23 protein-coding genes, 1 other RNA gene, 1 riboswitch and 1 other annotated feature are annotated in these 26,051 nt (G+C 38.8%); of the genes, 20 read left to right on the top strand and 4 right to left on the bottom strand.

Translation table 11 applies throughout. The features are described from left to right. The first annotated feature begins 100 nt into the window (after window positions 1–100). Both AC1FXP_RS13625 and AC1FXP_RS13620 read left to right on the top strand, forming a co-directional pair. On the top strand, window positions 101–1,390 hold the full coding sequence (locus tag AC1FXP_RS13625) for an ArsB/NhaD family transporter (RefSeq protein ID WP_480062244.1): 1,290 nt from the start codon (window positions 101–103) through the stop codon (window positions 1,388–1,390). An 86-nt stretch (window positions 1,391–1,476) separates the two neighbouring features. Next, a complete protein-coding gene (locus AC1FXP_RS13620) occupies window positions 1,477–2,136 on the top strand; it encodes a DUF421 domain-containing protein (protein WP_480062242.1) in 660 nt (219 codons plus the stop codon). A 162-nt stretch (window positions 2,137–2,298) separates the two neighbouring features. Here the strand turns inward: AC1FXP_RS13620 and spoVB are convergent, their stop codons facing one another. Then, entirely contained in the window at window positions 2,299–3,873 is a 1,575-nt protein-coding gene (spoVB, locus tag AC1FXP_RS13615) for a stage V sporulation protein B (RefSeq protein ID WP_480062240.1), read from the bottom strand. A gap of 122 nt (window positions 3,874–3,995) precedes the next feature. On the opposite strand from spoVB, the gene AC1FXP_RS13610 reads away from it, so the two are divergent. From AC1FXP_RS13610 to AC1FXP_RS13545, 14 genes are all read left to right on the top strand, one after another. After that, the gene (locus AC1FXP_RS13610; RefSeq protein ID WP_480062238.1) at window positions 3,996–4,481 is read left to right on the top strand and encodes a COG2426 family protein; all 486 of its coding nucleotides are present in this window, start codon (window positions 3,996–3,998) and stop codon (window positions 4,479–4,481) included. A gap of 15 nt (window positions 4,482–4,496) precedes the next feature. Beyond that, window positions 4,497–4,778 (top strand): post-transcriptional regulator, encoded by a 282-nt coding sequence (locus tag AC1FXP_RS13605; RefSeq protein ID WP_480062236.1) that lies wholly within the window; start codon window positions 4,497–4,499, stop codon window positions 4,776–4,778. 350 nt (window positions 4,779–5,128) lie between these two features. Continuing rightward, window positions 5,129–6,433 (top strand): protein translocase subunit SecD, encoded by a 1,305-nt coding sequence (secD, locus tag AC1FXP_RS13600; RefSeq protein WP_480062234.1) that lies wholly within the window; start codon window positions 5,129–5,131, stop codon window positions 6,431–6,433. Then, entirely contained in the window at window positions 6,423–7,364 is a 942-nt protein-coding gene (gene secF / locus AC1FXP_RS13595) for a protein translocase subunit SecF (protein WP_480062232.1), read from the top strand. The genes secD and secF overlap by 11 nt, the downstream gene beginning before the upstream one ends. 222 nt (window positions 7,365–7,586) lie before the next feature. Then, window positions 7,587–8,543: a cation diffusion facilitator family transporter gene (locus AC1FXP_RS13590; RefSeq protein WP_480062230.1), complete on the top strand. Its 957-nt coding sequence runs from the start codon at window positions 7,587–7,589 to the stop codon at window positions 8,541–8,543. Then, window positions 8,540–8,890, top strand: a complete 351-nt coding sequence (locus tag AC1FXP_RS13585) for a LapA family protein (RefSeq protein WP_480062228.1) — start codon at window positions 8,540–8,542, stop codon at window positions 8,888–8,890. The genes AC1FXP_RS13590 and AC1FXP_RS13585 overlap by 4 nt, the downstream gene beginning before the upstream one ends. Window positions 8,891–8,944: 54 nt before the next feature. Next, window positions 8,945–11,308 (top strand): single-stranded-DNA-specific exonuclease RecJ, encoded by a 2,364-nt coding sequence (gene recJ / locus AC1FXP_RS13580; RefSeq protein WP_480062226.1) that lies wholly within the window; start codon window positions 8,945–8,947, stop codon window positions 11,306–11,308. A gap of 3 nt (window positions 11,309–11,311) precedes the next feature. Next, entirely contained in the window at window positions 11,312–11,827 is a 516-nt protein-coding gene (locus AC1FXP_RS13575) for an adenine phosphoribosyltransferase (protein ID WP_480062224.1), read from the top strand. A gap of 253 nt (window positions 11,828–12,080) precedes the next feature. Next, window positions 12,081–14,267 carry a RelA/SpoT family protein gene (locus tag AC1FXP_RS13570; protein WP_480062222.1) on the top strand — a complete coding sequence of 729 codons (2,187 nt, stop codon included), beginning with the start codon at window positions 12,081–12,083 and terminating at the stop codon, window positions 14,265–14,267. 9 nt (window positions 14,268–14,276) lie between these two features. Next, window positions 14,277–14,717, top strand: a complete 441-nt coding sequence (dtd, locus tag AC1FXP_RS13565; protein ID WP_480062220.1) for a D-aminoacyl-tRNA deacylase — start codon at window positions 14,277–14,279, stop codon at window positions 14,715–14,717. Window positions 14,718–15,186: 469 nt separating this feature from the next. Then, window positions 15,187–15,372 carry a hypothetical protein gene (locus AC1FXP_RS13560; protein WP_480062458.1) on the top strand — a complete coding sequence of 62 codons (186 nt, stop codon included), beginning with the start codon at window positions 15,187–15,189 and terminating at the stop codon, window positions 15,370–15,372. Window positions 15,373–15,428: 56 nt separating this feature from the next. Continuing rightward, window positions 15,429–15,659 (top strand) — a binding site (T-box leader). Between the two features lie 57 nt (window positions 15,660–15,716). Next, entirely contained in the window at window positions 15,717–16,997 is a 1,281-nt protein-coding gene (gene hisS, locus AC1FXP_RS13555) for a histidine--tRNA ligase (protein ID WP_480062218.1), read from the top strand. Between the two features lies 1 nt (window position 16,998). Continuing rightward, window positions 16,999–18,786 (top strand): aspartate--tRNA ligase, encoded by a 1,788-nt coding sequence (gene aspS, locus AC1FXP_RS13550; protein ID WP_480062216.1) that lies wholly within the window; start codon window positions 16,999–17,001, stop codon window positions 18,784–18,786. 71 nt (window positions 18,787–18,857) lie between these two features. Beyond that, window positions 18,858–18,972, top strand: a riboswitch (SAM riboswitch). Window positions 18,973–19,031: 59 nt separating this feature from the next. After that, complete coding sequence (locus tag AC1FXP_RS13545; RefSeq protein WP_480062214.1) at window positions 19,032–20,261, top strand: homoserine dehydrogenase; 1,230 nt, start codon at window positions 19,032–19,034, stop codon at window positions 20,259–20,261. Here AC1FXP_RS13545 and AC1FXP_RS13540 read toward each other — a convergent pair. Next, window positions 20,238–20,543 (bottom strand): hypothetical protein, encoded by a 306-nt coding sequence (locus AC1FXP_RS13540; protein ID WP_480062212.1) that lies wholly within the window; start codon window positions 20,541–20,543, stop codon window positions 20,238–20,240. The genes AC1FXP_RS13545 and AC1FXP_RS13540 overlap by 24 nt on opposite strands. Before the next feature lie 144 nt (window positions 20,544–20,687). Between AC1FXP_RS13540 and ssrS the strand changes: the two genes are divergently transcribed. Beyond that, window positions 20,688–20,867, top strand: a non-coding RNA gene (gene ssrS, locus AC1FXP_RS13535) — 6S RNA. A 568-nt stretch (window positions 20,868–21,435) separates the two neighbouring features. Continuing rightward, complete coding sequence (locus AC1FXP_RS13530) at window positions 21,436–22,197, top strand: tRNA threonylcarbamoyladenosine dehydratase (protein ID WP_480062210.1); 762 nt, start codon at window positions 21,436–21,438, stop codon at window positions 22,195–22,197. 469 nt (window positions 22,198–22,666) lie between these two features. Here AC1FXP_RS13530 and AC1FXP_RS13525 read toward each other — a convergent pair whose 3' ends face one another. Beyond that, on the bottom strand, window positions 22,667–23,293 hold the full coding sequence (locus tag AC1FXP_RS13525) for an RsfA family transcriptional regulator (RefSeq protein ID WP_332633476.1): 627 nt from the start codon (window positions 23,291–23,293) through the stop codon (window positions 22,667–22,669). Between the two features lie 267 nt (window positions 23,294–23,560). Then, window positions 23,561–24,829: a replication-associated recombination protein A gene (locus AC1FXP_RS13520; RefSeq protein ID WP_480062208.1), complete on the bottom strand. Its 1,269-nt coding sequence runs from the start codon at window positions 24,827–24,829 to the stop codon at window positions 23,561–23,563. A gap of 151 nt (window positions 24,830–24,980) precedes the next feature. Here AC1FXP_RS13520 and AC1FXP_RS13515 point away from each other — a divergent pair, with 151 nt between their 5' ends. Next, entirely contained in the window at window positions 24,981–25,676 is a 696-nt protein-coding gene (locus tag AC1FXP_RS13515) for a YczE/YyaS/YitT family protein (protein ID WP_480062206.1), read from the top strand. Beyond that, a complete protein-coding gene (gene cymR, locus AC1FXP_RS13510; RefSeq protein ID WP_480062204.1) occupies window positions 25,621–26,040 on the top strand; it encodes a cysteine metabolism transcriptional regulator CymR in 420 nt (139 codons plus the stop codon). The genes AC1FXP_RS13515 and cymR overlap by 56 nt, the downstream gene beginning before the upstream one ends. Window positions 26,041–26,051: the final 11 nt, after the last annotated feature.

Below are 26,051 nucleotides of genomic sequence, written 5' to 3'. Positions count from 1 at the left end.
GTATAGAATAGACACAAAAATTGCTTGTCTTAGAAAAAGGACATGTTTTTTTCGGGCTTGTCATAGGATGGTAGAAATGCGAGGGAGAGGAGTACAATCCATGGGGGTAACCTTAGCTTTAATTATTTTTCTTTGCAGTTACTTCTTCATTATCACAGAAAAACTAAATCGAGCTGTCATTGCCTGCTTCGGTGGTGTACTCATGCTTGTATTTGGTGTGTATGAAATAAATGCTGCATTTTTACACCATATAGATTGGCATACGATTACGCTTCTGTTGGCAATGATGATTTTAGTATCCATAACAAGTCAGAGTGGCTTTTTTGAGTATGTAGCAGTGTCTTTAGCTAAGTGGGTAGATGGTCGGCCGGTTCCGCTGCTTATTGTAATCTCATCATTAACTGCATTTGGGTCGGCTTTTTTAAATAATGTGACAACTGTTTTATTAATTGTTCCAATTATATTTACATTAACTTCATTATTAAAACTTCCCGTAGTCCCCTTTTTATTGTCATTGGTTATGGCATCAAACATTGGGGGGACCGCGACATTAATTGGAGATCCTCCAAACCTGATGATTGGGCAGGCAGTTGATCATTTAACATTTAATGACTTTCTCATTCATTTAAGTCCTGTTGTCCTTATTATTTTTATAGTCGTTATGGGAGGGCTAGTCCTGCTTTACCGTAAGCAATTAGTTGTTACAAAAGAGGATCAAGCAAAATTATACGCGATAAACCCAACTACATACATTAAGGATCGGAAACTTCTTATGAAATCGGTCACCGTATTGACGTTAACCACAATAGCCTTTATTTTTCAGCCCTTTATTCATGTTGAGTTAACAAGCATTGCAATGGTTGGAGCCCTTTTGTTAATGTTAATTACGCATGATGAGCAAGATATGGAAGAAGTCTTTCGTTCAGTGGAGTGGGTAACGCTCTTTTTCTTTATTGGATTGTTTTTGCTTGTTGGTGGGTTAAAGGAAGTAGGCATCATTGATGAGATTGCAAAATCAATTATTTACTATACGGAAGGTGATCTGCCTAAGACCGCTCTATTTATCCTTTGGGGCTCAGGGATTTTATCTGGATTTGTTGATAATATCCCGTTTGTTGCTGCAATGATTCCTGTCATTCTTGAGTTTCAAGAATATGGTATGAACAATTTAGATCCTTTATGGTGGGCCCTTGCTTTAGGTGCTTGTTTAGGCGGGAACGCAACGATTATCGGAGCCACAGCCAACGTCATAGTTGCTGGTATGGCGGCAAAAGCGAAACATCCGTTTAGTTATTTAGAATTCCTAAAAGTAGGATTGCCTATTGCCATCATCTCGTTTGTTATTTCAACCGTTTATCTCTACTTCAGATACCTCGTTAACTTTATGTAGAAATACCAAAAGCTACAAATCATGTGTCTTTCCTCCCTTGGTCATACTAATCTTTAGATATGTGAGAACACAAGGGAGGATATCTGATGGATTATATGACAATCATGCTACGTACGATATTCATCTACTTCATTATTCTCTTTGTGCTTCGGTTTATGGGGAAACGTGAGATTGGACAGTTATCTGTTTTAGATTTTGTTGTTTCAATAATGATTGCAGAGCTAGCAGTTGTAGCGATAGAAAATATAGAAGTGCCAATGATGTACTCCATTATCCCAATTGTTATTCTTTCCACGATTCAAATTATCTTGGCCCTTGTTTCGTTGAAAAATAATGATTTGCGTAAATTGATTGATGGTAAGCCGTCTGTTTTAATTAATGAAGGAAAGATAGATGAAGGGGAAATGAGAAAGCAAAGGTATAACTTTGATGACCTTCTGGTACAACTAAGGCAAAATAAAATTAGTAAATTATCTGATGTTGAATTTGCCATTTTAGAACCATCCGGGAAGCTTTCTGTAATTGAAAAGCAGGAAGAACCAACTGATGGATATGCTTCAAGACTACCGTTGCCGCTTATTTTAGATGGAAAGATACAAAATGAACATTTAGAACAAATTAATCAGACGCAATTATGGTTGCGGCAGCAAATGAGGAAGCTAGGGTATCGTGATATTAAGAAAATATCCTATTGCGCGTTAAAAGATCGAGATACATTTTTTGTTGATGTTAAAGATGAAAAATAACCAAGCTATTGGTCCTAAAGAAAAGGATTTAGCTTGGTTATTTTTTTTAGCCTGCGTTTTTCAAAAAGGTCAAAGAATACCTTTTGAAAGGATTTTTGCAATGACCTACTCGTCACTTCGAGGCTGTCTTAAAGGTCAAAGAACTGACCTTGAGACAGCCTCTTATTTTGTTCTTTGAATGATTGAGGCTAGGCTTTTACCGATGATGGGAATTCGGAAAGCTTCCTCCTCTTTAATTAACCCAAGAAGAACCATGAACATGCAGTAGAATACACTAGTAAGGCTTATTGCAAGCAATGTCTGCCAAAGCTGAGATAAAGAAGTAAATGCATACTTAGAAAATAGAAATCCTATACAAGCAGAAGCAACAATAAGAATAATCGATTTAACAACCATTTTTGTTTCAATTGTAAAGCTTATCGTTTTGGCTACTGATGCAAAGTGTAACAGAGTGACTAAAACGAATCCGATGACAACAGCTAGGGCCGCCCCCATGATTCCTAATTCCGGTTTTGATGCAAGAACAAAGATAGCAGCCATTTTAATGACGGCTCCAAACAAACTATTCATCATCGCAGCTTTAGCGAGGTCTAATGCCTGTAAAGTAGCTTGAAGAGGTCCTTGGAAATATAAAAAGATGCTAAATGGAGCCATTAGTTTTAAATAGGTTGCGACTGTTGGAGCATCAAACATTAAGCTCATGATTGATTCTGCATAGACGTACAAAACAACAGCAGAGATACCTCCTGATAACAGTGCAAGGCGTAATGCTTGGTTTAACCTGTGATGAATTGTTTTGTAATGCTTTTTCGCTGCAGCTTCACTTATGGCTGGTACTAATGAAACAGAGAGGGAATACGTAATAAATGTTGGCAGCATGAGTACAGGAATGACAAATCCAGCTAGTTCCCCGTATTGCCTTGTGGCCATTACTGTAGCAACTCCAGCTAGTGCCAAGCTTTGAGCGACAATAATAGGTTCAAAAAATAACGAAATGGAACCAATTAGGCGACTTCCAGTAGCTGGCAATGAAATAGCCATTAAATCTCGAAATGTTTGTTTCCCCTCTTTAGCATAAGTGAAAAAGTTCCGTCGAACATGAAATCGCTTGTTCCTCTTGAACATAAGAATCATATAAATTAAGGAAGCTAGTTCCCCAATTACAACGGAAGCCATGGCACCAGCTGCTGCATATTCCACACCCATTGGTAAGAATGCGCTTGTCATTACGGCAACTAGAGTAATTCTAACTACTTGTTCAATGACTTGAGAATAGGCAGTAGGCTTCATATTTTGACGACCTTGGAAGTAGCCACGCATGACTGAAGAAAGTGCTACGATAGGGACGATTGGTGCAATGGCAATTAAAGGATAATAGGCTCTTGCATCAGTTAGTAAGGTGTTTGCTACAAATGGGGCAAAAGCAATCATCGCAATTGTGAAAATAATGCTAAGTATGGATGTAATGGTCAAGGAGACTACCAAGATTTTTTTTATTCTTTGTCTATCTTGTTTAGCCTCGGCTTCTGCAACTAGTTTTGAAATGGCAACGGGTAGTCCTAATTGAGTTAAAGTGATGACTAACAGCAATGTAGGGACCGCCATCTGATAAAGGCCTACTCCTTCAGCCCCCATAATTCTTGCAACGACAATTTTATTCACAAAGCCTAGGAATCTTGTAATAAGACCGGCGATGATTAAAATCAAAGCTCCTTTAAGAAATGTTTGCTTCGTCATGACTAGCCCCTACCTTCATAAAAAAATGATGGATATTTCACGTTATTATTTATATGCTTAGTAGTGGGGCAAGCATGACAAGTAGTTAGTTTATTAATACAACTTTAGAGAGGACGGATATAGTGAAAGAGGCAATTGAACAGTTTGTTTTTGATCATTTTGGTTTTTTACCCCCTGAATTAATTGTTGTGTTAATCTCTGCATTGCCTATTTTAGAGCTGCGAGGGGGAATACCCGTAGCGCACCAGCTTGGTTTATCTTATTGGGAGGCTTTATTTTATGGAATTGGTGGAAACTTGTTACCGATCATACTAATCTTGCTTTTATTTCAGCCGGTAAGTAAGTGGTTTCTTAGATTTAAAGTATATAAAAAGTTTTATGATTGGCTTTATAGCAGAACTATGAAAAAAAGCGACAAAGTAGAGAAGTTTGGAGCTATTGGTCTCATTTTGTTTACGGCTGTACCATTACCTACTACTGGTGCCTATTCAGCTAGTCTTGCTGCCATCCTATGTTTCATTCCATTCCGTTTTGCCTTTTTTGCTATTGCTACAGGAGTGGTTATCGCTGGATTTGGAATAGCAAGTATTATGTATTCAGTCTTTTAAAGGGGGAGAGAATTAATGGAGAAACAACAATTTGAAGTATGGCGAAGCGATGTTGAGCCGGCTTTAGTAAGTAAGGTCGATGAATTTCATTTTCTTGGTTATGATCGAGCTACGAAAGATGATGTATGGGAATGTGTCCTCTATCAGTTAAGAAAGAAGAAAGAATTTATTCATATTAATAGTTTTGTCAGTGAATTACTCACACTAAAGCCACAAACGTATATGACGTGGTTAACGATCAATGCATACAAAGATCCTACTGATTGGTTTACAGAAATGGAAGCTTCAGAAGGGTAGAGTGCCCAAGTTGATAAAGGTTCAAGCGCGAGTCATAGATAAGGGGTTATCCCAAGGTCTGTTTTGGACCTTTTGGCATAACCAAGAAGCAATGTGAGGAGTCGCTACATCTTTAAAAGCCTTGAAAGGAGTGGGTTTCTACTCTCAAGGCGAGTAACGAGCGGAGCCATTGCCACCTCTGTTCATGGCTTTTGAGATCATATTTTAAAGAGATGGTGTTTCCAGTTATTTGAAGTATACATAGCATAAATTGACAGAGATTTTCTATAAAAGCTATAATGGGACTATTGTGTCTATGAAAGGTTGAAATGGACAAGTAGTCTGTTTCATGAAGGAGGCAGAAAAGCAGTATGGTGAAAAAAGGAAGGATTTTTGCTTTTTTCCTTATCGTCGCGATTCTTGCAGGTTTGATTAGTACGACTGTAACAGATATTGCGAAGGAAATTAAGCTAGGTCTTGACCTCCAAGGTGGGTTTGAAATACTTTATGAAGTAAAACCAGCTCACGAAGGTGATGTCATTGATAATGAAGCATTAAAAGCAACGGTCAGTGCTTTAAATCAACGAGTTAATGTACTAGGGGTTTCTGAACCGAATATTCGAATAGAAGGCGACGATCGTATTCGAGTTCAACTTGCAGGAGTAGCCGATCAAGCTACAGCAAGAGAATTACTCGCAACGGAAGCAAGTTTAACGATACGTGATGTACATGATGAAGTATTAGTAGATGGAGCCGATTTGCGCCAGAATGGCGCCAGCTCTTCATTTCATCCGGATACTAATGATCCAATTGTGACTTTGACTTTAGATGATGCTCGTCAAATGGAGCAAATCTCTAGGGAGATGCTATCCAGGCCACCAGCGGAAAATTTACTCGTTATGTGGCTTGATTTTGAAGAGGGTGTAGATTCTTACGCCGAAGAAGCTTTGAAAGAAGACCCGAAGTATCTTTCTGCGGCAACAGTTCGAGAAATTATCTATTCGAATACAGCGACTATCAGTGGGAATTTTACACTTGAAGAAACACAATTTTTGGCAGAGGTTTTAAATGCAGGGGCACTTCCAGTCCAGCTTGAAGAGATGTATTCTAACTCTGTAGGTGCATCTTTAGGAGAGCAAGCGATGCAAAAGACAGTGTATGCTGGATTTATTGGTGTCGCGCTCATTTTTGCCTATATGTTGTTTTATTACCGGTTCATGGGGGTCATCGCTGTTGTTACACTCACCACCTATATTTACCTTGTGTTGCTTGTGTTTAATTGGATGAATGCAGTTTTAACATTACCTGGGATTGCTGCATTAATTCTCGGGGTAGGGATGGCAGTAGATGCAAATATCATTACTTATGAACGAATTAAAGAAGAGATCAGGTCTGGTAAATCGATCATGTCGGCCTTTAAAGCAGGAAGTCGAAGATCGCTTTCAACGATTCTAGATGCCAACATTACAACAATTTTAGCAGCAGCTGTACTATTCTCATATGGGACAAGCTCTGTACAAGGTTTTGCTGTTATGTTGATTGTCAGTATTTTAACGAGTTTTATTACAGCTGTGTATGGGTCAAGACTTCTTCTTGGTTTATGGGTAAACAGTCGAGTGCTTAATAAGAAACCTCGTTTGTTCGGTGTGAAGGAAGGTGAAATTAGTGAGCTTTAATTTCCAAAATAGTGAGATAGACTTCGTTAAGCATCGAAAAAAGTTTTTCGCCTTTTCAGGATTATTTACGTTACTTGGTATTGTGTTGCTGCTCACACTAGGGCTGAATTTAGGAATTGATTTTGAAAGTGGCTCAAGAGTAGACTTGTTATCGACAGAGCCGATAACGCAAGAAGAGGTCATGGAGGAGTTTGCACAAATTGGATTTACACCAGATGATGTTCAGCTTGGCGGTGATCAAAATGAAATGGCAAGTGTTGGATTTATCGGTGTTTTGTCTCCTGAAGAAATAAATGAAATTCAAGCCTATTTTGCTAATGCATACGGTCATGAGCCAAGTGTTAGCACGGTTGATCCAATCATTGGTGCAGAACTTGCACGTAATGCATTAATATCTGTACTAATTGCCTCAGTTGGGATTATCATTTATGTAACGATTCGATTTGAATTGTTATATGGAATTGCAGCAATTGTGGCCTTGCTACATGATGCATTCTTTATTATTGCTGTGTTTAGTTTATTACAAATTGAAGTGAATGTTCCTTTCATTGCAGCCGTATTAACCATCGTTGGTTATTCAATAAATGATACGATTGTAACGTTTGATCGAATTAGAGAAAACATGAAGCTTGCTAAGCGAGTCAAAGACTTTGAGGATTTAGCTTCAATTGTGAACAAAAGCTTAGTTCAGACATTAGCACGTTCAATTAATACGGTTTTAACTGTTGTATTTGCAGCTGCAGCAATTTTCATCTTTGGTGGCGAGGCTATTCGTTCCTTTGCTTTTGCTTTGCTAATAGGACTTGTAGCCGGGACATATTCGTCGATGTTCCTTGCCTCGCAGTTATGGCTGATTTGGAAGGCGAAGCAATTAAAAAAGAAAAAGTTCAACTCTCACAAGCAACAGCCTGAGGGAGAGCCAACAGTATAAATCATAGGATGCACTTAGAAATTACTTGCGTTCTCAAGGGCACTGAAAAAGGAAAACCACCCTTTTGCAGTGCCTTCGTTATTGGTGACTTAAAGGGGTATTGGCCTTTAAGACACCTTTTTTATAGGTACTAATTTTCGCAATGTGATTGTCAATTCTCTTAAAGATGAATGATGCTACCTATTGATGGTAAAATAAGTACAGGATTTTCAAACATACTGTTTGAAATATGAACAAGATAAAGTGGGTGTTGATGTGTCCGAAGCAGATATACGTTATCGAAAAGTTAGGTTTGCAGCGTGGGTTGGAATAGTTGGCAATATTGTCTTGGCGATTATTAAGGCAGTCGTTGGCATTATGGCAAATAGTCGCGCATTAGTCGCAGACGCAGTTCACTCAGCTTCGGATGTTGTCGGTTCAGTAGTTGTTTTAATAGGCGTTCGTGCTGCAAAACTGCCACCAGATCGTGATCATCCATATGGGCATGGTAAAGCGGAGTCGGTTGCAGCCATCATTGTAGCAGTATTGCTATTTATTGTGGGTTTTGAAATAGCACTTGGTGCATTTCAATCTTTTTTTGAACCCGTTGAGGTTCCGGGAGTCATTGCGATATATGCTGTTATTTTTTCCATTGTTGTGAAAGAACTTATGTTTCGTTATAAGTACCAATTGGGTAAGAAGTATAAAAGTGAGGCATTAATGACCGATGCATGGCATCATCGTTCAGATGTGTTTTCTTCGTTTGCGGCATTAATCGGGATTGGTGCCGCCATTCTTGGAGGGCATTTAAATATACCTTGGCTTGTGTATGGAGATTCCATAGCGAGTGCGTTTGTAGCTATTTTAATTGGGAAAATGGCTTGGACACTTGGCAAACAGTCGATTCATAATGCACTTGATCATGTTCTTCATGAAGAGGATACTGTTGAAATGAAAAAGGCTGCAGCAAGTGTGGAAGGTGTTCTAAATATTGATGAATTTTTAGCTCGGGAACATGGACATTACGTTATCATCGATATTAAGGTGGCAGTTAACCCATCTATTTCGGTCGAAGAAGGGCATACGATTGGAAAGCGAGTAAAAGAGCGCCTCTTAGAAGAGAAGAACGTTCATGACGTGCTTGTCCATATTAATCCTTACAGAGAAAGAAAAAAAGAGGGAGAGGAGTTGAATGAATGAGGGGACAGTGGAGTCTAATACTCGGAATAATAGCAGCTGTTATTATTGCTATCTTTGCCGTTATCAACGTTGATTCCGTTCGTGTTAACTATATGTTTGGAACAGCTGAGTGGCCATTAATCCTAGTTGTTTTAGGGTCTGTTTTAATGGGGGCTATCATTGTTGGAGCAGTTGGAATGGTAAAGGTGTATAAATTACAAGCTGAAATCAAACGGTTGAAACATAGTCAAGAAAGTAGCAATCTAAATTCAGAATCAATTACAAAAGGGAAAAGAAACCCTTCTGATCAAGGCAGCAAAAAGAATCACGAAAAGGAAATATACCAGTCTAAGGAAAAGAATGATTGAACGTTGTAACCCCTTGAGTGCTCCTGTATAATGAGACATTCAAGGGGTGTTTATATGTTAAAACCGAAAGCTAGATGGAAAATAAAAGAACAAGCATCCAGTCAAGTAGATCAATTAGTCAATGAATTAAACATAGCTCCACTAGTAGCAAGTTTACTCTTGAATCGAGGATTTGAAACAGTAGATGCTGCTAGACGTTTTTTATATAAAGAAGAGATGACCTATCATGATCCATTTCTATTGGACGATATGGATCGTGCCGTAACAAGAATTCGCGCAGCAGTTGAGCAAAATGAGCGAATTCTTATTTTTGGTGACTATGATGCCGATGGTGTAAGCAGTACGGCCTTAATGTACAAAGCCTTACAATCTATAGGAGCGCAAGTAGACTTTTATATACCGAATCGATTTACCGAGGGATATGGACCTAATGAACCGGCGATAAGGCAAGCAAAAGAAGATGGGTATGGACTAATCGTCACTGTTGATACAGGGATTGCTGCAGTACATGTTGCAAATGTGGCAAAAGAGATTAACCTTGATTTCATTGTGACCGATCACCATGAAGCACCACCCGTTTTACCTGATGCATATGCGATTGTTAATCCTAAGAAACCCGGCTGTCCATACCCATTTAAAGGCTTGGCAGGTGTAGGAGTTGCTTTAAAAGTCGCTCATGCATTATTAGGAAGGGTTCCGAGTGAGTGGCTGGACATAGCAGTGATAGGTACAGTGGCCGATTTGGTTCCTCTTATTGATGAGAACCGTCTTTTAGTAATGGAGGGCCTTCATGTTCTCCAGTCAACGAACAAACCAGGTTTAATTGCGCTAAAGAAAAAATGTGGTATCGATTCACAAGTCGTTCAAGCAGACCATGTTGGATTTGGAATTGGACCTCGAATTAATGCAGCAGGGCGGCTTGATTCAGCTGACCCGGCTGTTCAGTTGTTATTAGCCGAAACACAGGAAGAAGCTGAACATTTAGCAACGGAAATTGATTACTTAAATAAAGAGCGCCAAGCAGTTGTTACAGAGATTACAGAAGCAGCTGTTACTGTTGTTGAAGAGCAATACCCTCCTAATAAAAATGATGTATTGGTCATTGCTGGTGAAGGATGGAATGCAGGAGTCATTGGAATTGTTGCTTCCCGTCTTGTAGAGCGCTATTATAGACCGACGATTGTATTAAGTATCGATCGGGAAAAGGGACTGGCAAAAGGGTCTGCCAGAAGCATTGAAGGCTTTGATATGTTTGCTGAGCTTTCTAAAAGCCGGGATATTTTACCTCATTTTGGTGGGCATCCAATGGCTGCAGGTTTAACAATGAACGTGGATGATTTAGATTTATTACGTACTAGGCTTAACGAACAGGCAAAAGAAGTATTAACAGATGAAGATTTTAAACCAGTAACATTGATTGATTTAGTCGCTACGGTAGATGAAATCTCCGTATCTGTCATTAAGCAATTAGATCAACTTGCTCCTTTCGGTGTTTCTAATCCAACACCGAAAGTGCTGCTTCAAGACGTTCAATTAGGCCAAATGAGAAAAATTGGAAGTGATTCAAACCATTTAAAAGTTGGATTCTCTGAGAATGGGGCAACATTAGATGGGATTGGTTTTCACCTAGGTTATTTATGTGATGAAATCACATCTCATGCGAAAGTATCAGCGGTTGGTACTTTATCGATTAATGAATGGAATGGGCACGTAAAGCCTCAATTAATGATTGACGATATGGGAGTATCAGAATGGCAGTTATTTGATTGGAGAAGTATCCAAAAAACAAGATTGGCTGATCGTCTTTTAACAATTCCTGTTGAAAATCGCGTACTTATTACATTTAAAAAGGAAACACAGAGAATACTAGGTCTTGAGAATGAAACGATCATCTCATTACATGATCAAGAAGACGTTGGTGATTTATCCAATCGTTTTGTTGTGTTACTTGATATTCCAGACGAACGTGAGCAATTGAAAACAATGTTTCAACATCATGGACAACCTAGTCGTATTTATACGATCTTTTATCATGAAGATGATTCTTTCTTTACGACTAACCCGAACCGGGAGCAATTTAAATGGTACTATGCATTTCTTTTAAAGAGAAAATCATTTAATATTAAAAAGCACAGCGAAGAATTAGCCAAATATAAAGGGTGGTCAAGACAAACGATTACCTTTATGTCACAGGTATTTAGTGAGCTTGGTTTTGTTTCAATAGACGATGGTATACTAAGTGTTACTAATAATCCTCAGAAGAAAGGGTTAGAAGAATCTGCAACGTATCGAAAGAAACTAGAGCATGCGAAAATTGAAAATGATTTTGTCTATTCTTCCTACGTTGATTTAAAGCAGTGGTTCGCTCAAGTGCTAGAACAAACAATAGAGGAAACAAAAGTCAAGGAGACGGTGTAGAAAATGGATTTTAAAAAGTATATTCAAATTGTTGAGGACTATCCGAAAAAAGGCATCCGTTTTAAAGATATTACGACGTTAATGCAGGACGGGGCTGCGTATAAAGCTGCAATAAACGAAATGGCTGATTTTGCACGTGATAAGGATGTCGACGTAGTAGTTGGGCCTGAAGCTAGAGGGTTTGTTGTTGGTTGTCCGATTGCTTATGCATTAGAAGTTGGTTTTGTCCCTGTTAGGAAAGCAGGGAAGCTTCCTCGTGAAGTTATTTCTGTTGACTACGGTTTAGAATATGGAAAAGACAGCTTAACGATTCATAAAGATGCGATTAAAAAAGGACAACGTGTACTTATTACAGATGACTTGTTAGCGACAGGTGGTACGATTGAAGCAACGATAAATATGGTTGAACAGCTAGGTGGAGTAGTTGTTGGAATTGCCTTTATGATTGAACTTGGTTATTTAGAAGGAAGAGATCGTTTAGAGAACTATGAGTTGTTTTCATTAATGACGTATAATTAAACAAATTCTTGGGTGGCTCAAACTTACTTGATTAAAAAAGAGAAGTGGTTAAACGTAGAATGCCAATTTGCTTTTTAGAATCATATGTTTATCTGAGTTGCCCTCTTTCTTTATAAAGGTTATTCAAAGTGGCTAATTTTCCCTTTTTGAATAACCTTTAGCTTACATTTGTAAAGTTTGGTCTTTTCCCTTTACATAGTTCATAACTTTACCCATAATAAAAAGAAATATTGAATCGTAAATAGGTGATTCCATGACGATAGATCAAGTTTTAGATAAGGCAAGTCAATATTTAAATGAGAGTGATGTTGCTTTTCTCCGCAAGGCTTATGAATATGCAGAGCAGGCTCATGAAGGGCAATACCGTAAATCTGGAGAACCATATATTCTTCATCCGATCCAAGTAGCTGGGATTATTGTGGAACTCGAGCTTGATCCGAATACGGTAGCTGCTGCATTTTTACATGATGTGGTCGAAGATACAGATGTGACGGTTGAGGATTTAGAAAAAGCGTTCAATGAACAAGTAGCGATGCTAGTTGATGGCGTAACGAAATTAAAGAAATTTAAGTATAAATCAAAAGAAGAACAGCAGGCGGAAAACCATCGAAAAATGCTAATAGCGATGGCAAAAGACATTCGTGTTATTTTAATTAAATTAGCAGACCGTCTGCACAATATGCGCACGCTTAAATTTATGCCTCCGGAAAAGCAACGTGTAACGTCAAATGAAACGTTAGAAATTTTTGCCCCATTGGCACATAGACTTGGTATTTCCACAATTAAGTGGGAGTTAGAGGATACAGCCCTGCGCTATTTAGATCCGCAACAATATTATAGAATTGTGAATCTAATGAAAAAGAAACGAGCAGAGCGGGAAAAGTACCTTTCTGGGGTTATGGATACAATTAGTGTACATTTAAGAGATGTGAACGTGAAGGCTGAACTATCAGGTAGACCTAAACATATTTATAGCATTTACCGTAAAATGGTGCTTCAGAATAAACAGTTTAATGAAATTTACGACTTGCTGGCAGTTAGGATTATGGTTGATAGCATCAAAGATTGCTATGCTGTATTAGGTGTTATTCACACATGCTGGAAACCGATGCCTGGTCGCTTTAAAGATTATATAGCCATGCCTAAGGCGAATATGTATCAGTCCCTTCACACAACCGTAGTCGGACCTTATGGTGATCCTCTTGAGGTGCAAATACGGACAGAAGAAATGCATCGAATTGCAGAGTATGGGGTCGCAGCTCATTGGGCTTACAAAGAAGGAAAAGACTTAACTCAAAATAAAAATTCATTCGAAGATAAATTAAACTGGTTCCGAGATGTCATTGAATCGCAAACGGAAACGAATGATGCTCAGGAGTTTATGGAATCTTTAAAAATGGACTTGTTTTCAGATATGGTATTTGTTTTCACACCAAAAGGTGAGGTCATTGAATTACCAGCTGGTTCGGTACCACTTGATTTTGCGTATCGCATTCATAGTGAAATTGGAAACCGTTGTATTGGAGCAAAGGTAAACGGAAAGATGGTTCCACTTGAACATCGCTTGAATACAGGTGATATTGTTGAAGTATTAACATCAAAACATTCTTATGGCCCAAGCCAAGATTGGTTAAAGATCACCAAATCTTCTCATGCAAAAAATAAAATTAGACAATGGTTTAAAAAAGAGCGTAGAGAAGAAAATGTTGAAAAAGGTCGCGAGCTAGTTGAAAAAGAAATTCGTTCTATGGATTTTGAGCCAAAAGAAGTATTAACGGCTGAAAATATTGCAGAGGTCGCTAACAAGTTTAGTTTCTCGGGTGAAGAAGATATGTTTGCTGCAGCTGGCTATGGCGGGATTAGTGTGAAACAAATCGTCAACCGGATGACGGAGAAGTTACGTAAGCAGCAAGACCAAGAGCAAGAAGATAAATCATTAGTAGCTGCTTTATCGGATGTCCAGACGTACCGCCCGAAGAAAAAGGTGAACTCTGGTGTTCGAGTAAAAGGAGTTGATAATCTTTTAATAAGGTTATCTCGTTGCTGTACACCTGTCCCGGGTGATGAGATCATTGGATACATCACGAAAGGGCGCGGTGTTTCGATTCACCGATCAGACTGTACGAATGTGAAAAATGAAGAGGCGCAAGGTCGTTTGCTTCCTGTGGAATGGGAAGGCGACATGCAGCAAAGCAAGTCCTATAATGTCGATATTGAAATCAGTGGATACGACCGAAATGGATTGTTGAATGAAGTGCTGCATGCGATCACCGAATCTCGAACAGTTATTAATGCTGTCTCAGGACGATCTGATCACAGACAAAAAGTAGCGACTATTCATTTAACTATTTCGATCCATAACATAGATCACTTGCATAAGGTTGTTGAAAAGATAAAACAACTAAACGATATTTACTCGGTACGAAGAGTGATGCATTAGAGGTGGACCATGAAAGTAGTGTTACAACGAACAAAGAAATCATCTGTAAGTGTCGGTGGTGAAATCGTCGGTCAGATTGAATCTGGCTTAACGCTTCTAGTAGGTATTACACATGAAGATAAAAGTGAAGATGTCACGTATATCGCCGATAAAATTATAAACCTTCGAATATTCGAAGATGCTGATGGGAAAATGAACCATTCATTACTAGATGTTAAAGGAAAAATCTTATCGATTTCACAATTTACTCTTTACGGGGACTGTAAAAAAGGAAGACGACCAAACTTTATGAACGCAGCAAAACCAGATTTAGCAAAAGAGCTGTATGACCAATTCAATGATGAACTTAGATCAAAAGGAATTGACGTACAAACCGGCGAATTTGGCGCGATGATGGAAGTTTCCCTAGTTAATGACGGCCCCGTAACACTGATTGTAGAGAGCCGCTAAAAAAGGGCGAACTTCCCTTTTTTAGCGGCTCGACGTGATGAGTGAAGCCGCGGTAAAGGTCTTAAGCCTTTTGAGCGAACTTCTCAAAAGGCGCACGGCGAGAGAAGCCATCACAATCAAAAAAAGGGCGAACTTCCCTTTTTTAGCGGCTCGACGTGATGAGTGAAGCCGCCGTAAAGGTCTTAAGCCTTTTGAGCGAACTTCTCAAAAGGCGCACGGCGAGAGAAGCCATCACAATCAAAAAAAGGGCGAACTTCCCTTTTTTATCGGCTCGACGCGATGAGTGAAGCCGCCGTAAAGGTCTTAAGCCTTTTGAGTGAACTTCTCAAAAGGCGCACGGCGAGAGAAGCCATCGCAACCATGTTCATGTTCGCGCTGACAAAATTCAAGGATCCTTTTGTGTAATTTCCTCATCCATGTAAGTTTTTCTCTTAACTTGGTCAAAATAGGAGAAACGACTTTGGAAGGAATGAAGCAAATGCGCTCGAGTATGCGTCAACAAATGCATCATAATCGGTTACAGCCACTTTTTAATATGGACTACCATAATTTTGTAGAACGTGAAAACCAACATACAAATCTTGAATTAGCTAGTGAATTTGGGTTATCCTTACGGGATGTCAAATTACTAAAGGATAAAATGAATCGTAATTAAACTATTGACACATTGCTTGAACATTCGTATGATAATAATCAATTAAATGAACTGCAACTATTCCGAAGAAGAGGCATAGTAGTTAAGGTAGCAGGTAAAAAAGAGAGGAGAGGTCAAGGCTGAGAGCCCTCCATATCTGTCTTAATGAATGAACACCTCAGAGGAGTTTTTCTGAACGTATTGTACTACTAGGAAAAGACGTATACAGGCGTTAACTGTTTAAAGAGGAAGCAATGATATTGCTTCAATTTAGGGTGGCACCACGGGTATAAACTCTCGTCCCTGATGATTATTTTTCATCAGCGATGAGAGTTTTTTTATTTTTATATTTGGAGGATGAGAGAATGAACATTCAAATCCCGCGAGGTACGCAGGATATATTGCCAGGCGAAGTAGAGCTTTGGCAATACATTGAGGAAAAAGCGAAGGATGTTTGTCGCAGGTATAATTATCACGAGATACGTACACCAATTTTTGAACATACCGATTTATTCCAACGTGGAGTTGGCGATACGACAGACATCGTTCAAAAAGAAATGTACACATTTACAGATCGAGGAAATCGTAGTTTAACATTAAGACCAGAGGGAACCGCTGCTGTTGTTCGTTCATATGTGGAAAAGAAAATGTACGGGCAACCCATTCAGCCGACTAAATTATTTTACACTGGTCCTATGTTCCGTTATGAGCGGCCACAATCAGGGCGTATGCGTCAATTTGTTCAGTTTGGAGTCGAAGCATTAGGAAGTCAAGATCCTGCTATTGATGCGGAAGTATTAGCTCTAGTCATGAGTCTATATGAAGAGCTTGGTTTAAAAAATGTAAAGTTAGTACTTAATAGCTTGGGTGATAAAGAGAGCAGAGAAGCTCACAGGCAAGCGTTGATTGATCACTTTAAACCGAATATCAATGAGTTTTGTGATGATTGTCAAAGTCGTCTAGAAAAAAATCCATTGCGGATATTAGATTGCAAAAAAGACCGAGAGCACCCATTAATGAAAAATTCTCCATCGATTCTTGATTATTTAAACGAAGAGTCCCGTACATATTTTAGCCAAGTGAAGAACTATTTGGATCAACTAGGAATTACCTACGTAGTGGATCCAACACTTGTAAGAGGGCTCGATTATTATTATCACACGGCATTTGAAATTATGTCTGAAGGAGAAGGCTTTGGAGCAATAACGACATTGTGTGGCGGTGGACGTTACACAGGTCTAGTAGAAGATATCGGAGGTCCTTCTACTCCTGGAATTGGTTTTGCTTTTAGTATTGAGCGAGTAATTATGGCACTAAAAGCTCAAGAACAAGCGATTCCAGCTGCTCCACAATTAGATTGTTATTTAGTTTCATTAGGTGATGCAGCAAAGGAAAAGACAGTTGAACTGCTTTATCAGTTAAGGTGTGCAGGAATTAGTGCTGACAAAGATTATTTAGACAAGAAGATGAAAGCGCAGTTCAAGGCTGCGGACCGTCTTCAAGCACGATTCACCGCAATACTTGGTGATGATGAACTTTCGCAGGGGAAAATCAATGTAAAAGAGATGGAAACAGGCGAACAAAGTGAAATTGATTTGGCATCATTTATTGATTATATAAAAGGGAAAACAGTAGGAGGTAAGTAAGATGATAGGAAGAACACATGAGTGTGGAAAGCTAGGCGAAGAGCACGTAGGTGAAACAGTACAATTAAAAGGGTGGGTACAAAGACGCCGTGATTTAGGACAAGTAATCTTTTTAGATGTACGCGATCGTTCAGGTATTATTCAAATTGTATTTAATCCTGAGGTGAATCAAGAAGCTTTAACTACAGCAGAAAGAGTAAGAAATGAATATGTCATTGAAGTTTGTGGAAAGGTCGTTGCAAGAGATCCTAAAACGGTTAATGAGAAAATTGCTACAGGCTCAATTGAAGTTCATGTTGAAAAAATGAGCATTTTAAATGCATCAAAACCACTGCCGTTTCAAATTGAAGCTGATACAGACGCTTCAGAAGATGTTCGGCTAAAATATCGTTATTTGGATCTTCGTCGTCCAGATATGCAAGAGACGTTTAAACTACGTTATCGTACAACAAAGTTAATTCGTGATTTCCTTGACACGGAAACGTTCATGGAGATTGAAACTCCAATGTTAACAAAAAGTACACCAGAAGGGGCTCGTGATTATCTAGTTCCAAGCCGTGTTCATCATGGCGAGTTTTATGCTCTGCCACAATCACCGCAACTTTTCAAACAATTATTAATGGTTTCGGGTTTTGAACGTTATTATCAAATTGCACGTTGTTTCCGCGATGAAGACTTGCGTGCTGATCGTCAACCGGAGTTCACTCAAGTCGATATTGAAACATCGTTCATGGACAAAGAAGACTTAATTGCCATGATGGAAAAAATGATGGTAAAGATCTTGAAAGAAATCAAAGGCGTTGACGTTTCATTACCGTTTCCACGTTTGACATATGATGAAGCCATGAACCGTTTTGGTTCAGATAAACCGGACCTTCGTTTTGGGATGGAACTAATTGAACTATCAGAGATTGTGAAAGACTCAGAATTCAAAGTGTTCCAAAGTGCTCTTGCAAGTGGGGGAACAGTAAAAGGCTTGAACTTAAAAGGGGGAGCAAATAAGCTTTCTCGTAAAGAAATCGATGCTCTTACTGATTATGTAAAACAATATGGAGCGAAAGGCTTAGCATGGCTTAAGGTAGAAGAAGAAGGACTTAAAGGACCTATAGCTAAGTTCTTTACGGGAGAGATTTCTACTTCATTACAAGAAGCTCTTGGCGCTGAAGTTGGCGACTTATTATTCTTTGGTGCAGATAAGAAACAGGTTGTATTTGATAGCCTTGGTGCACTCCGTTTGAAATTTGGAAAACAGTTTGACTTGATCGATAAAAGTCAATTTAATTTCCTTTGGGTTGTTGATTTTCCACTTGTTGAATACGATGAGGAAGCTAAACGTTATGTTGCCTTACATCATCCGTTCACAAGTCCAGTAGAAGAAGATCTTGCTTTACTAGCAACTGATCCTGCAAGTGTACGTGCTAATGCGTATGATCTCGTATTAAACGGATATGAGCTTGGTGGTGGTTCGCAACGTATTTACCAAAGTGATATTCAAGAACAAATGTTTAAAGCACTTGGATTTTCTGAAGAGGAAGCTCGCGAACAGTTCGGTTTCTTGTTAGAAGCATTTGAATTTGGTACTCCGCCACACGGTGGGATTGCATTAGGACTAGATCGTCTAGTTATGCTACTAGCAGGTCGGACGAATTTACGTGACACCATTGCCTTCCCGAAAACAGCAAGTGCTAGTGATCTGTTGACGAATGCACCTGGTGAAGTAAGTGTTGAGCAGTTAATTGATTTAAATTTATCAATTATCGGGAGAAAATCTGAAAAGGTGAATGTTTAATCATATATTTGACAGTTAGGCAAAGCTAACGTATAATCACGTTAATTGAATATGAACGTTTGAAGAATTCAAACTTATCCAGAGTGGTGGAGGGACTGACCCTACGAAGCCCGGCAACCGTTTTGCAAGCCATGCAAAAAAAGGTGCTACTTTCAGCAGAATGTGACTCATTCTGAAAGATAAGTGAAGGCAAAAAAACCTTTCCTTATCTGGAGAGGTTTTTTATTTAAGAGGAGGGTATGGATATGCTACGAGTAGGTTTAATAGGATTTGGAACGGTTGGCAGCGGTGTATATGAACGCCTGACTAATTCAAAGGAGCAGCTAGAACAGCTGTTAGGAAAGAAAATACACATTTCAGCAATTCTTGTGAAAAGTCGTCAAAAACAACGCGCGTCTGATATTGAGTCGTTTGTTACAACTAGTTGGGATGAGTTTTGTAATTCAGCTGACTTTGATATCATTTTTGAAGCCATTGGAGGAATTGAACCTGCACTCTCATATACAACAGAATGGTTAGAAAAAGGTGTTCCAGTTATCACTGCTAACAAAAAGCTCGTCGCAGAGAAGGGACAATTACTTGAGAGATTAGCAGATCAACACTCGACCTATTATGGATATGAGGCAGCAGTTGCAGGTGGCATTCCGATTATTAATGCGTTAAAGGGAACACTCACAACTACACCAATATCAAGAATTTCTGGAATCTTAAATGGAACAACAAATTATATGTTAACAGAAATGATCGAAAACCATCGAGGATTTGCTGATGTTTTATTAGAGGCACAAGAGCTAGGTTATGCTGAGGCAGACCCAACTGACGATCTAGAAGGCTTTGATGCTTGGTACAAAATAAGAATTCTAAGTCGCTTATGTTTTGGAAGCTGGTCTTCTTCTAATGAATTTTCACGTAAAGGTGTATCGAGTATTAAGGATTGGCATGTTGAAATAGGAGAGCGTCTAGGGTTTAAGATAAAGTTAATTGCTGAGGCTTGGCAGGGTGAAGCTAAAGTAAATGGTTCTGTGACTCCAGCCTTTTTAACACAAAACGAACCGTTAGCAAGTGTTAGAGGAGTGACAAATGGAATATCAATTGAAGGTGATTCTATTAATCAACTTCTTTTTATTGGACCTGGTGCTGGGAAAGAGGCTACGGCAAATAGTATGGTTGAAGACTTCCTTTTCCATGAGCGTACTAGACATTCTCAAAGAAGCTTAGGAACGAAGGCAGAACAACGAAAAGAACCATTTACACATGCATTTGTTTTCCTAACTCATGCTGAAAGAGAAACTGCGCTTCATTGGGTGAAGGAAAATCAGATAGCTGTAATTGACACATTCTCTCACCATGAAGGAGAAGGATGGATTATCAAAAGTACAGACGGTACACCTTTTGAAACGTATCCAATCTATGGGGATATTTCAACACGTAGACGTTTAGAAACAATTCACTCAGCGCAATTCGGGGCGTTCTGATTTTAGCTTTTTATAAGCAGTCACTAAAGCGTATGCATCCTCCTTTATGTAATACGTCCGAACACCTCGACTTGTATGCAAATATAGAAAACCCATTGCACCTTTTTCTGGTTTCTTACGATAAGAAATATCAAAAATAGTTGTGAGTGGGTAAACATCATCTTTAACAGTGAGTTGATTATCAAATAGCTTCATATCAAATGACGTTTCAATTGTACGTTTTTCTGTCCAGCCAATTTCTTGACGAATTTCTATGCATGTTTGAGTAGCTAGCAGATTCATATAAGTCACCTCTAAAATGTGTGTATACAGTAAATAACTGTATCATACTGAGAAGCATTTACCAAATAATAGAGGTGAGTAAATAATCTGAATATTTTGTTGACGTACAATTGCTGATTTGATACTATAAATATAAATAAGTAAGAACTCCTAATATGTACGTAGAAATTTACGTTTTGAGCCAACAGATTAACATTGGGAGCTTGAGTTGAGAATCGGATTACAGGCCTTTTTGTTTAGGAAGTAAAATGGTTTTTACAGGGCACCCACCTTGTTTTAGAACAGGTTCATAACCATAATAAATACGGCATGATTGGGATTCTTGCTGTACATAGTAGGCAAGCAACTTCTCAAATAGAGAAGTTGTTTTTTTATGTAGTACGTGTTCCCCTCATGTCCGTTCCATTGCGCTCCAGCCAACTTGCTTTCCGCGGGGAGGTGTCGAGCCTCCTACGCCTGTGGGGTCTCGACCCTACCTCTTTATGAGGGCACTGAAAAAGTCCTTTTTAGCGGATTCAAGGAAGCAGCAATGGCTCCACACGTTGTGCGCCTGCTATGAGAAAACCACTCATAGCAGGCTTTAAGACAAAGCAACAGTTTCGCTCATTGCTTAAAGGCCACTGAAAAAGGTCAAAACCTTACCTTTTTCAGTGGCCTACCTCTTCATCCCGCAGGAGTCGAGTGACTTTTCGCTCCATTTCACTACGAGAAAAACGTTTCTTCACAGTAACAATCTTTAGGAAACAACTTTACTAAAAAGCCTAGTGTTTACTAATAATACAAGTTAATGTATGTTTGTAATCGTTTTAGGTAAACGTAGTAGTTAGTTTAGACTTTTAAGAATGGCTATGGTATAGTCATTGCGATAGATTGTTTGGAGGGAGCAAGGCGAATGTTGCATCAATTTTCTCGAAATGAATTGGCCATAGGTCACGATGGATTAGATCAATTAAGGAACAGTACAGTTGCAGTGCTGGGTATTGGAGGAGTAGGTTCTTTCTCAGCTGAAGCATTAGCGCGCTCTGGGGTAGGCAGATTGGTGCTTGTGGATAAAGATGATGTCGATATTACAAATGTGAACAGACAGATCCATGCCTTATTGTCGACAGTTGGTAGACAAAAAGTTGAATTAATGAAAGAACGTATTCAAGATATTAATCCTGAGTGTGAAGTCATAGCATTAAAGATGTTTTATACTGAAGAAACATACGAGCAGTTTTTTAGCTATGGTTTAGACTATGTCATTGATGCTAGTGACACGATCAGTTATAAAATTCATTTAATGAAACAATGTTTAGAACGTAAGATCCCAATTATTTCTAGTATGGGAGCAGCGAATAAGATGGACCCAACAAGATTACGAATTGCGGATATATCAAAAACAAGTCATGATCCAATTGCGAAAGTTGTTCGAACTCGATTACGAAAAGATGGTATACGTAAAGGAATTGAAGTTGTCTATTCTGATGAGCAACCAATAAAGATTAGAGAAGAAATTCGGCAAGAAGTTGTTTCAGAGGCAGCAGAACAAGGAAGCATTCGAAAGGCAAAAATGCCGCCTTCATCAAATGCCTTTGTACCTTCAGTAGCAGGGTTAATTATGGCTGGGCATGTCATTACGAACTTATTAAAAGGAATTGAAATTAACCGTTAAGAGAGGCTCCATTTGAGACCTCTCTTCTTTTCATTAGACTGTTTTCGCATACTTTGTTGTTTTTATGGGGTCCGTGTTCTCCACATGTTCGTTTCCTTGCGCTCCAGCCACTCGCACCCGCAAGGAGGTGCCGAGCCTCCGGCGCCTGTGGGGTCTCGCCCCTACCTCTTTGAGGCCACTGAAAAAGGTCAAAACCGTACCTTTTTCAGTGGCCTACCTCTTCATCCCGCAGGAGTCGAGTGACTTCGGCTCCATTTCACTACGAGAAAAACGTTTCTTCACAGCAACAATCATTACAGCCTTTCATTATGATGTGCTATTGATCATTGGCTCTCGTATTGTTCGATTGACTTGAAAATTTTGGGAATCCAATACGAGTGAAAAAGAAGAAGGCACTGAAAAGGGGAAACTGCCTCCCATTTTCAGTGCTCTCAGTAAAATAATTCAGGCTTTTAAAGCTTTAAGGCTCTTACTTTGCTAATTTCTCCAAATTCCCATTCTTATCCATTTTGAAAGAGGCAGTTGAAAGAGACTCCTCATCTTCTAAAATAGCCATACGTCTAGCACGATTCATAATCTGAATAAGAGATTGATAATCCTCTTCAATGATACTATTATCTTGTTTAATTTTCTTCAATTCCCGCTCTAATTCATTGTTTCTTGATTCGAGCTCTTGGTTTTCTTTCACTAATCTCTCATTTTCACGTTGTAATGCAGAAGATTGAGATGAAGTATGCATCATGCTTTGTAAATAGTCAATAACCGATTCTAGTGACATCTCACTATCTAGTGATTGATTTACGCGTTCCATAGTTGGTTGAGGTGCCCACATTGGCCTCATTTGAGGATAATAAGAATACGATGCAGCGCGTTTCCGTTCTTTTCGCTCTTTCTTTGCTTCTGCAATTTGCTTCATATAGCGGTTACGTACGACTGCATTCCATCGAAACCCACACGCAGCAGAAGTTCGATTTAATTCGTCACCAACTTCATCAAATGCACGCAGCTGTGTACTTCCTTCTTTAATATGTTTCAGTACAGTTTCAGCTAATAATACATCATCTTCATGAGACCAAGCATCTTGTCTAATTTTCATATTTTATCAACTCCTTGAATTGTTTTATCTAATTGGTACCAATTCTAACCAGATAAAAAGATCTTTATACAAGGATGATAGAAAAAAGAAAAAGATTGTTTTAGTAGTGCAATTTGTAAGGATTTAGTTAAATAGATTAAAGACTTAAGCTAATTTGGTAGTTGTTCATGTATTTAATCTACAAAGCTATTGGAGGTACGTCCGGCTAAAGTAAATAGTAAAAAGCTTGAAATACTAGATTTACACTAGCTTCAAGCTCAGATAACATCATTTATTCCTTAGGCGTTCGTAAACATCAGCTAATGCTTGTTCAAACTTACCCGTTCTTTTAGGTTCATAATACGATACACCCTTTAATTTATTAGGTAAATACTGCTGCTTTACCCAGCCGTGTTCGTAATCATGAGGGTATTTATAATCAACGCCGCGGCCTAATTGCTGTGCTCCTTGATAATGGGAATCTTTAAGGTGTTTTGGAACATCACCAATCTTGCCTTTTCGTATATCAGCCATTGCTGCATCGAGTGCTTTGTAGGCTGAATTTGACTTTGGTGATAAGCATAGTTCGATAACCGCATTTGCAAGAGGAATTCTCGCTTCTGGAAAGCCTAGACGTTCGGAAGCTTCAATAGCAGATAAGGTCCTAGAACCTGCTTGGGGATTTGCTAATCCGATATCCTCATAGGCAATAACAAGTAACCTTCTATTTATACTTATAAGATCGCCTGCTTCAATTAATCTTGCTAAGTAATGAAGGGCACCATCTACATCACTACCTCTTATTGATTTCTGGAATGCGGAAAGGACATCATAATGAGCATCTCCATCTTTATCATGCTGAAAGCTTTTCTTTTGAATACAAGCTTCAGCAGTATGTAACGAAATCGTTTTGATCCCAATTTCATTTGGAAAGGTTGACAGTATTGCTAATTCTAACCCATTCAGAGCAGAGCGAACATCGCCGCCACAAGCTTGAGCTAGATGGGTGATTGCTTCGTTGTTAATTTCCACTTTTTCTTTTCCATACCCATTTGTTTCATCCACAAGTGCACGCTGTAAAGCTTGTTTAATGTCCTCAATAGTTAGTGGTTCGAGTTCAAATATTTGACAGCGGCTACGGATTGCTGGATTAATAGAATGAAACGGATTAGCCGTAGTTGCTCCAATTAAAATTAAAAGTCCATTTTCTAGATAAGGCAATAAGAAATCTTGCTTTCCTTTATCTAAACGGTGAACTTCATCGAGAATTAAAATAAGTTGTCCGTGCATCTTAGCTTCTTCAACAGCAATTTCCATATCTTTTTTATTATGAACGACGGCATTAAGCATTTTTGACGGCGTGCCTGTGGAACCAGCGATGCTGCTAGCGATCGATGTCTTTCCGATACCTGGTGGACCGTAGAGGATCATGGAGGATAACTGACCTGTATCAACCATCCGTCTTAATAGCTTTCCTTCTCCAATTAAATGCTGTTGACCGATTATATCTTCTATTTTTTGTGGTCTCATTCGATAGGCGAGTGGTTGTTTTTTCATGTTTAGCCTTCTTTCTACATTGCTATAGTTAGTGTAATGGATGTGAACAGAAAATCCAACTATCCTTACTGGTTTTGAGTGTCTAGCCCCCCCATTGTTGAGATTTTCATGCTATAATGGCAAAGAATTAATTAGAGAGAAGGGATTTCTCTTGAGGAGAATAGAACTAAGTAATACAAAGCGTATTTTTTTTATTCGCTGGATTACGTTTTTGTTTGGGCTAATGGTTATGGGGCTTGGGATTGCACTAATGGTTCATGCAGAACTAGGCGGTGCACCTTGGGATGTACTTCATATTGGTCTGACAAATCATTTTGGATTGACCGTTGGTACTTGGTCTATTCTTATGGGATTAGTTGTATTAATTATAACAGCACTTTTAATGAAATCGTGGCCACAAATGGGAGCCTTTTTAAATATGCTGTTCCTTGGTATATTTATTGACCTATTTTTATGGATCGTACCAGCCCCTACTCACTTACTTTTGCAATATGTCATGATGATAACGGGGATCATCATAATTGGTTATGGCATTGGGATATACATTGCTCCAGGATGTGGAGCAGGTCCTCGAGATAGCTTAATGCTTGCACTGCAAATAAAAACTGGCTGGAAAGTACAACATGTTAGAATTTTAATGGAAGTTGTAGTATTGAAAGTCGGTTGGCTTTTAGGAGGTACCGTATTTATTGGTACACTTATTTTTTGTTTTGGAATTGGTTCAGTTGTAGGAGTAACATTACCACATTGCAAGCGGATATTTGATTCTATTTTGAAAAGAGGGAAAAAGGATGAAGATTTCAACGAAGGGTCGCTACGGACTCACTATCATGATGGCATTAGCTAAACAAGCTGGGGAAGGACCTATATCACTTAAATCAATTGCTAAAGAATATGATTTATCAGAACATTATCTTGAGCAATTAATTGCACCTCTTAGGAATGCAATGCTTGTTAAAAGTGTCCGTGGTGCATACGGAGGTTATATGCTAGCGAAAGATGCAAAAGAAATTACAGCAGGTGATATTATCCGTGTGTTGGAGGGGCCAATTAGCCCAGTAGAAGTAATGGATAATGAAGAGCCAGCTAAGCGCAATCTATGGATAAAAATACGTGATGCTGTCAAGGATGTACTTGATAACACAACTCTTGAAGACTTAGCGACATATAAAGATTCAGGAGATCAAGAATATTTTATGTTTTACATTTAAGAGGATTTATT

Source organism: Halalkalibacter sp. HAAS-P013 (assembly GCF_056619925.1).
Note: the sequence above shows the minus strand (reverse complement) of the source record. Positions and strands in the feature narration are given on the sequence as shown.

Coding starts and splice junctions, on each gene's coding strand:
- AC1FXP_RS13625 (WP_480062244.1), top strand. CDS start 101: ATGGGGGTAACCTTAGCTTTAATTATTTTTCTTTGCAGTTACTTCTTC.
- AC1FXP_RS13620 (WP_480062242.1), top strand. CDS start 1,477: ATGGATTATATGACAATCATGCTACGTACGATATTCATCTACTTCATT.
- spoVB (WP_480062240.1), bottom strand. CDS start 3,873: ATGACGAAGCAAACATTTCTTAAAGGAGCTTTGATTTTAATCATCGCC.
- AC1FXP_RS13605 (WP_480062236.1), top strand. CDS start 4,497: ATGGAGAAACAACAATTTGAAGTATGGCGAAGCGATGTTGAGCCGGCT.
- secD (WP_480062234.1), top strand. CDS start 5,129: ATGGTGAAAAAAGGAAGGATTTTTGCTTTTTTCCTTATCGTCGCGATT.
- AC1FXP_RS13585 (WP_480062228.1), top strand. CDS start 8,540: ATGAGGGGACAGTGGAGTCTAATACTCGGAATAATAGCAGCTGTTATT.
- recJ (WP_480062226.1), top strand. CDS start 8,945: ATGTTAAAACCGAAAGCTAGATGGAAAATAAAAGAACAAGCATCCAGT.
- AC1FXP_RS13575 (WP_480062224.1), top strand. CDS start 11,312: ATGGATTTTAAAAAGTATATTCAAATTGTTGAGGACTATCCGAAAAAA.
- AC1FXP_RS13570 (WP_480062222.1), top strand. CDS start 12,081: ATGACGATAGATCAAGTTTTAGATAAGGCAAGTCAATATTTAAATGAG.
- dtd (WP_480062220.1), top strand. CDS start 14,277: ATGAAAGTAGTGTTACAACGAACAAAGAAATCATCTGTAAGTGTCGGT.
- AC1FXP_RS13560 (WP_480062458.1), top strand. CDS start 15,187: ATGAAGCAAATGCGCTCGAGTATGCGTCAACAAATGCATCATAATCGG.
- hisS (WP_480062218.1), top strand. CDS start 15,717: ATGAACATTCAAATCCCGCGAGGTACGCAGGATATATTGCCAGGCGAA.
- aspS (WP_480062216.1), top strand. CDS start 16,999: ATGATAGGAAGAACACATGAGTGTGGAAAGCTAGGCGAAGAGCACGTA.
- AC1FXP_RS13545 (WP_480062214.1), top strand. CDS start 19,032: ATGCTACGAGTAGGTTTAATAGGATTTGGAACGGTTGGCAGCGGTGTA.
- AC1FXP_RS13540 (WP_480062212.1), bottom strand. CDS start 20,543: ATGAATCTGCTAGCTACTCAAACATGCATAGAAATTCGTCAAGAAATT.
- AC1FXP_RS13530 (WP_480062210.1), top strand. CDS start 21,436: ATGTTGCATCAATTTTCTCGAAATGAATTGGCCATAGGTCACGATGGA.
- AC1FXP_RS13525 (WP_332633476.1), bottom strand. CDS start 23,293: ATGAAAATTAGACAAGATGCTTGGTCTCATGAAGATGATGTATTATTA.
- AC1FXP_RS13520 (WP_480062208.1), bottom strand. CDS start 24,829: ATGAAAAAACAACCACTCGCCTATCGAATGAGACCACAAAAAATAGAA.
- cymR (WP_480062204.1), top strand. CDS start 25,621: ATGAAGATTTCAACGAAGGGTCGCTACGGACTCACTATCATGATGGCA.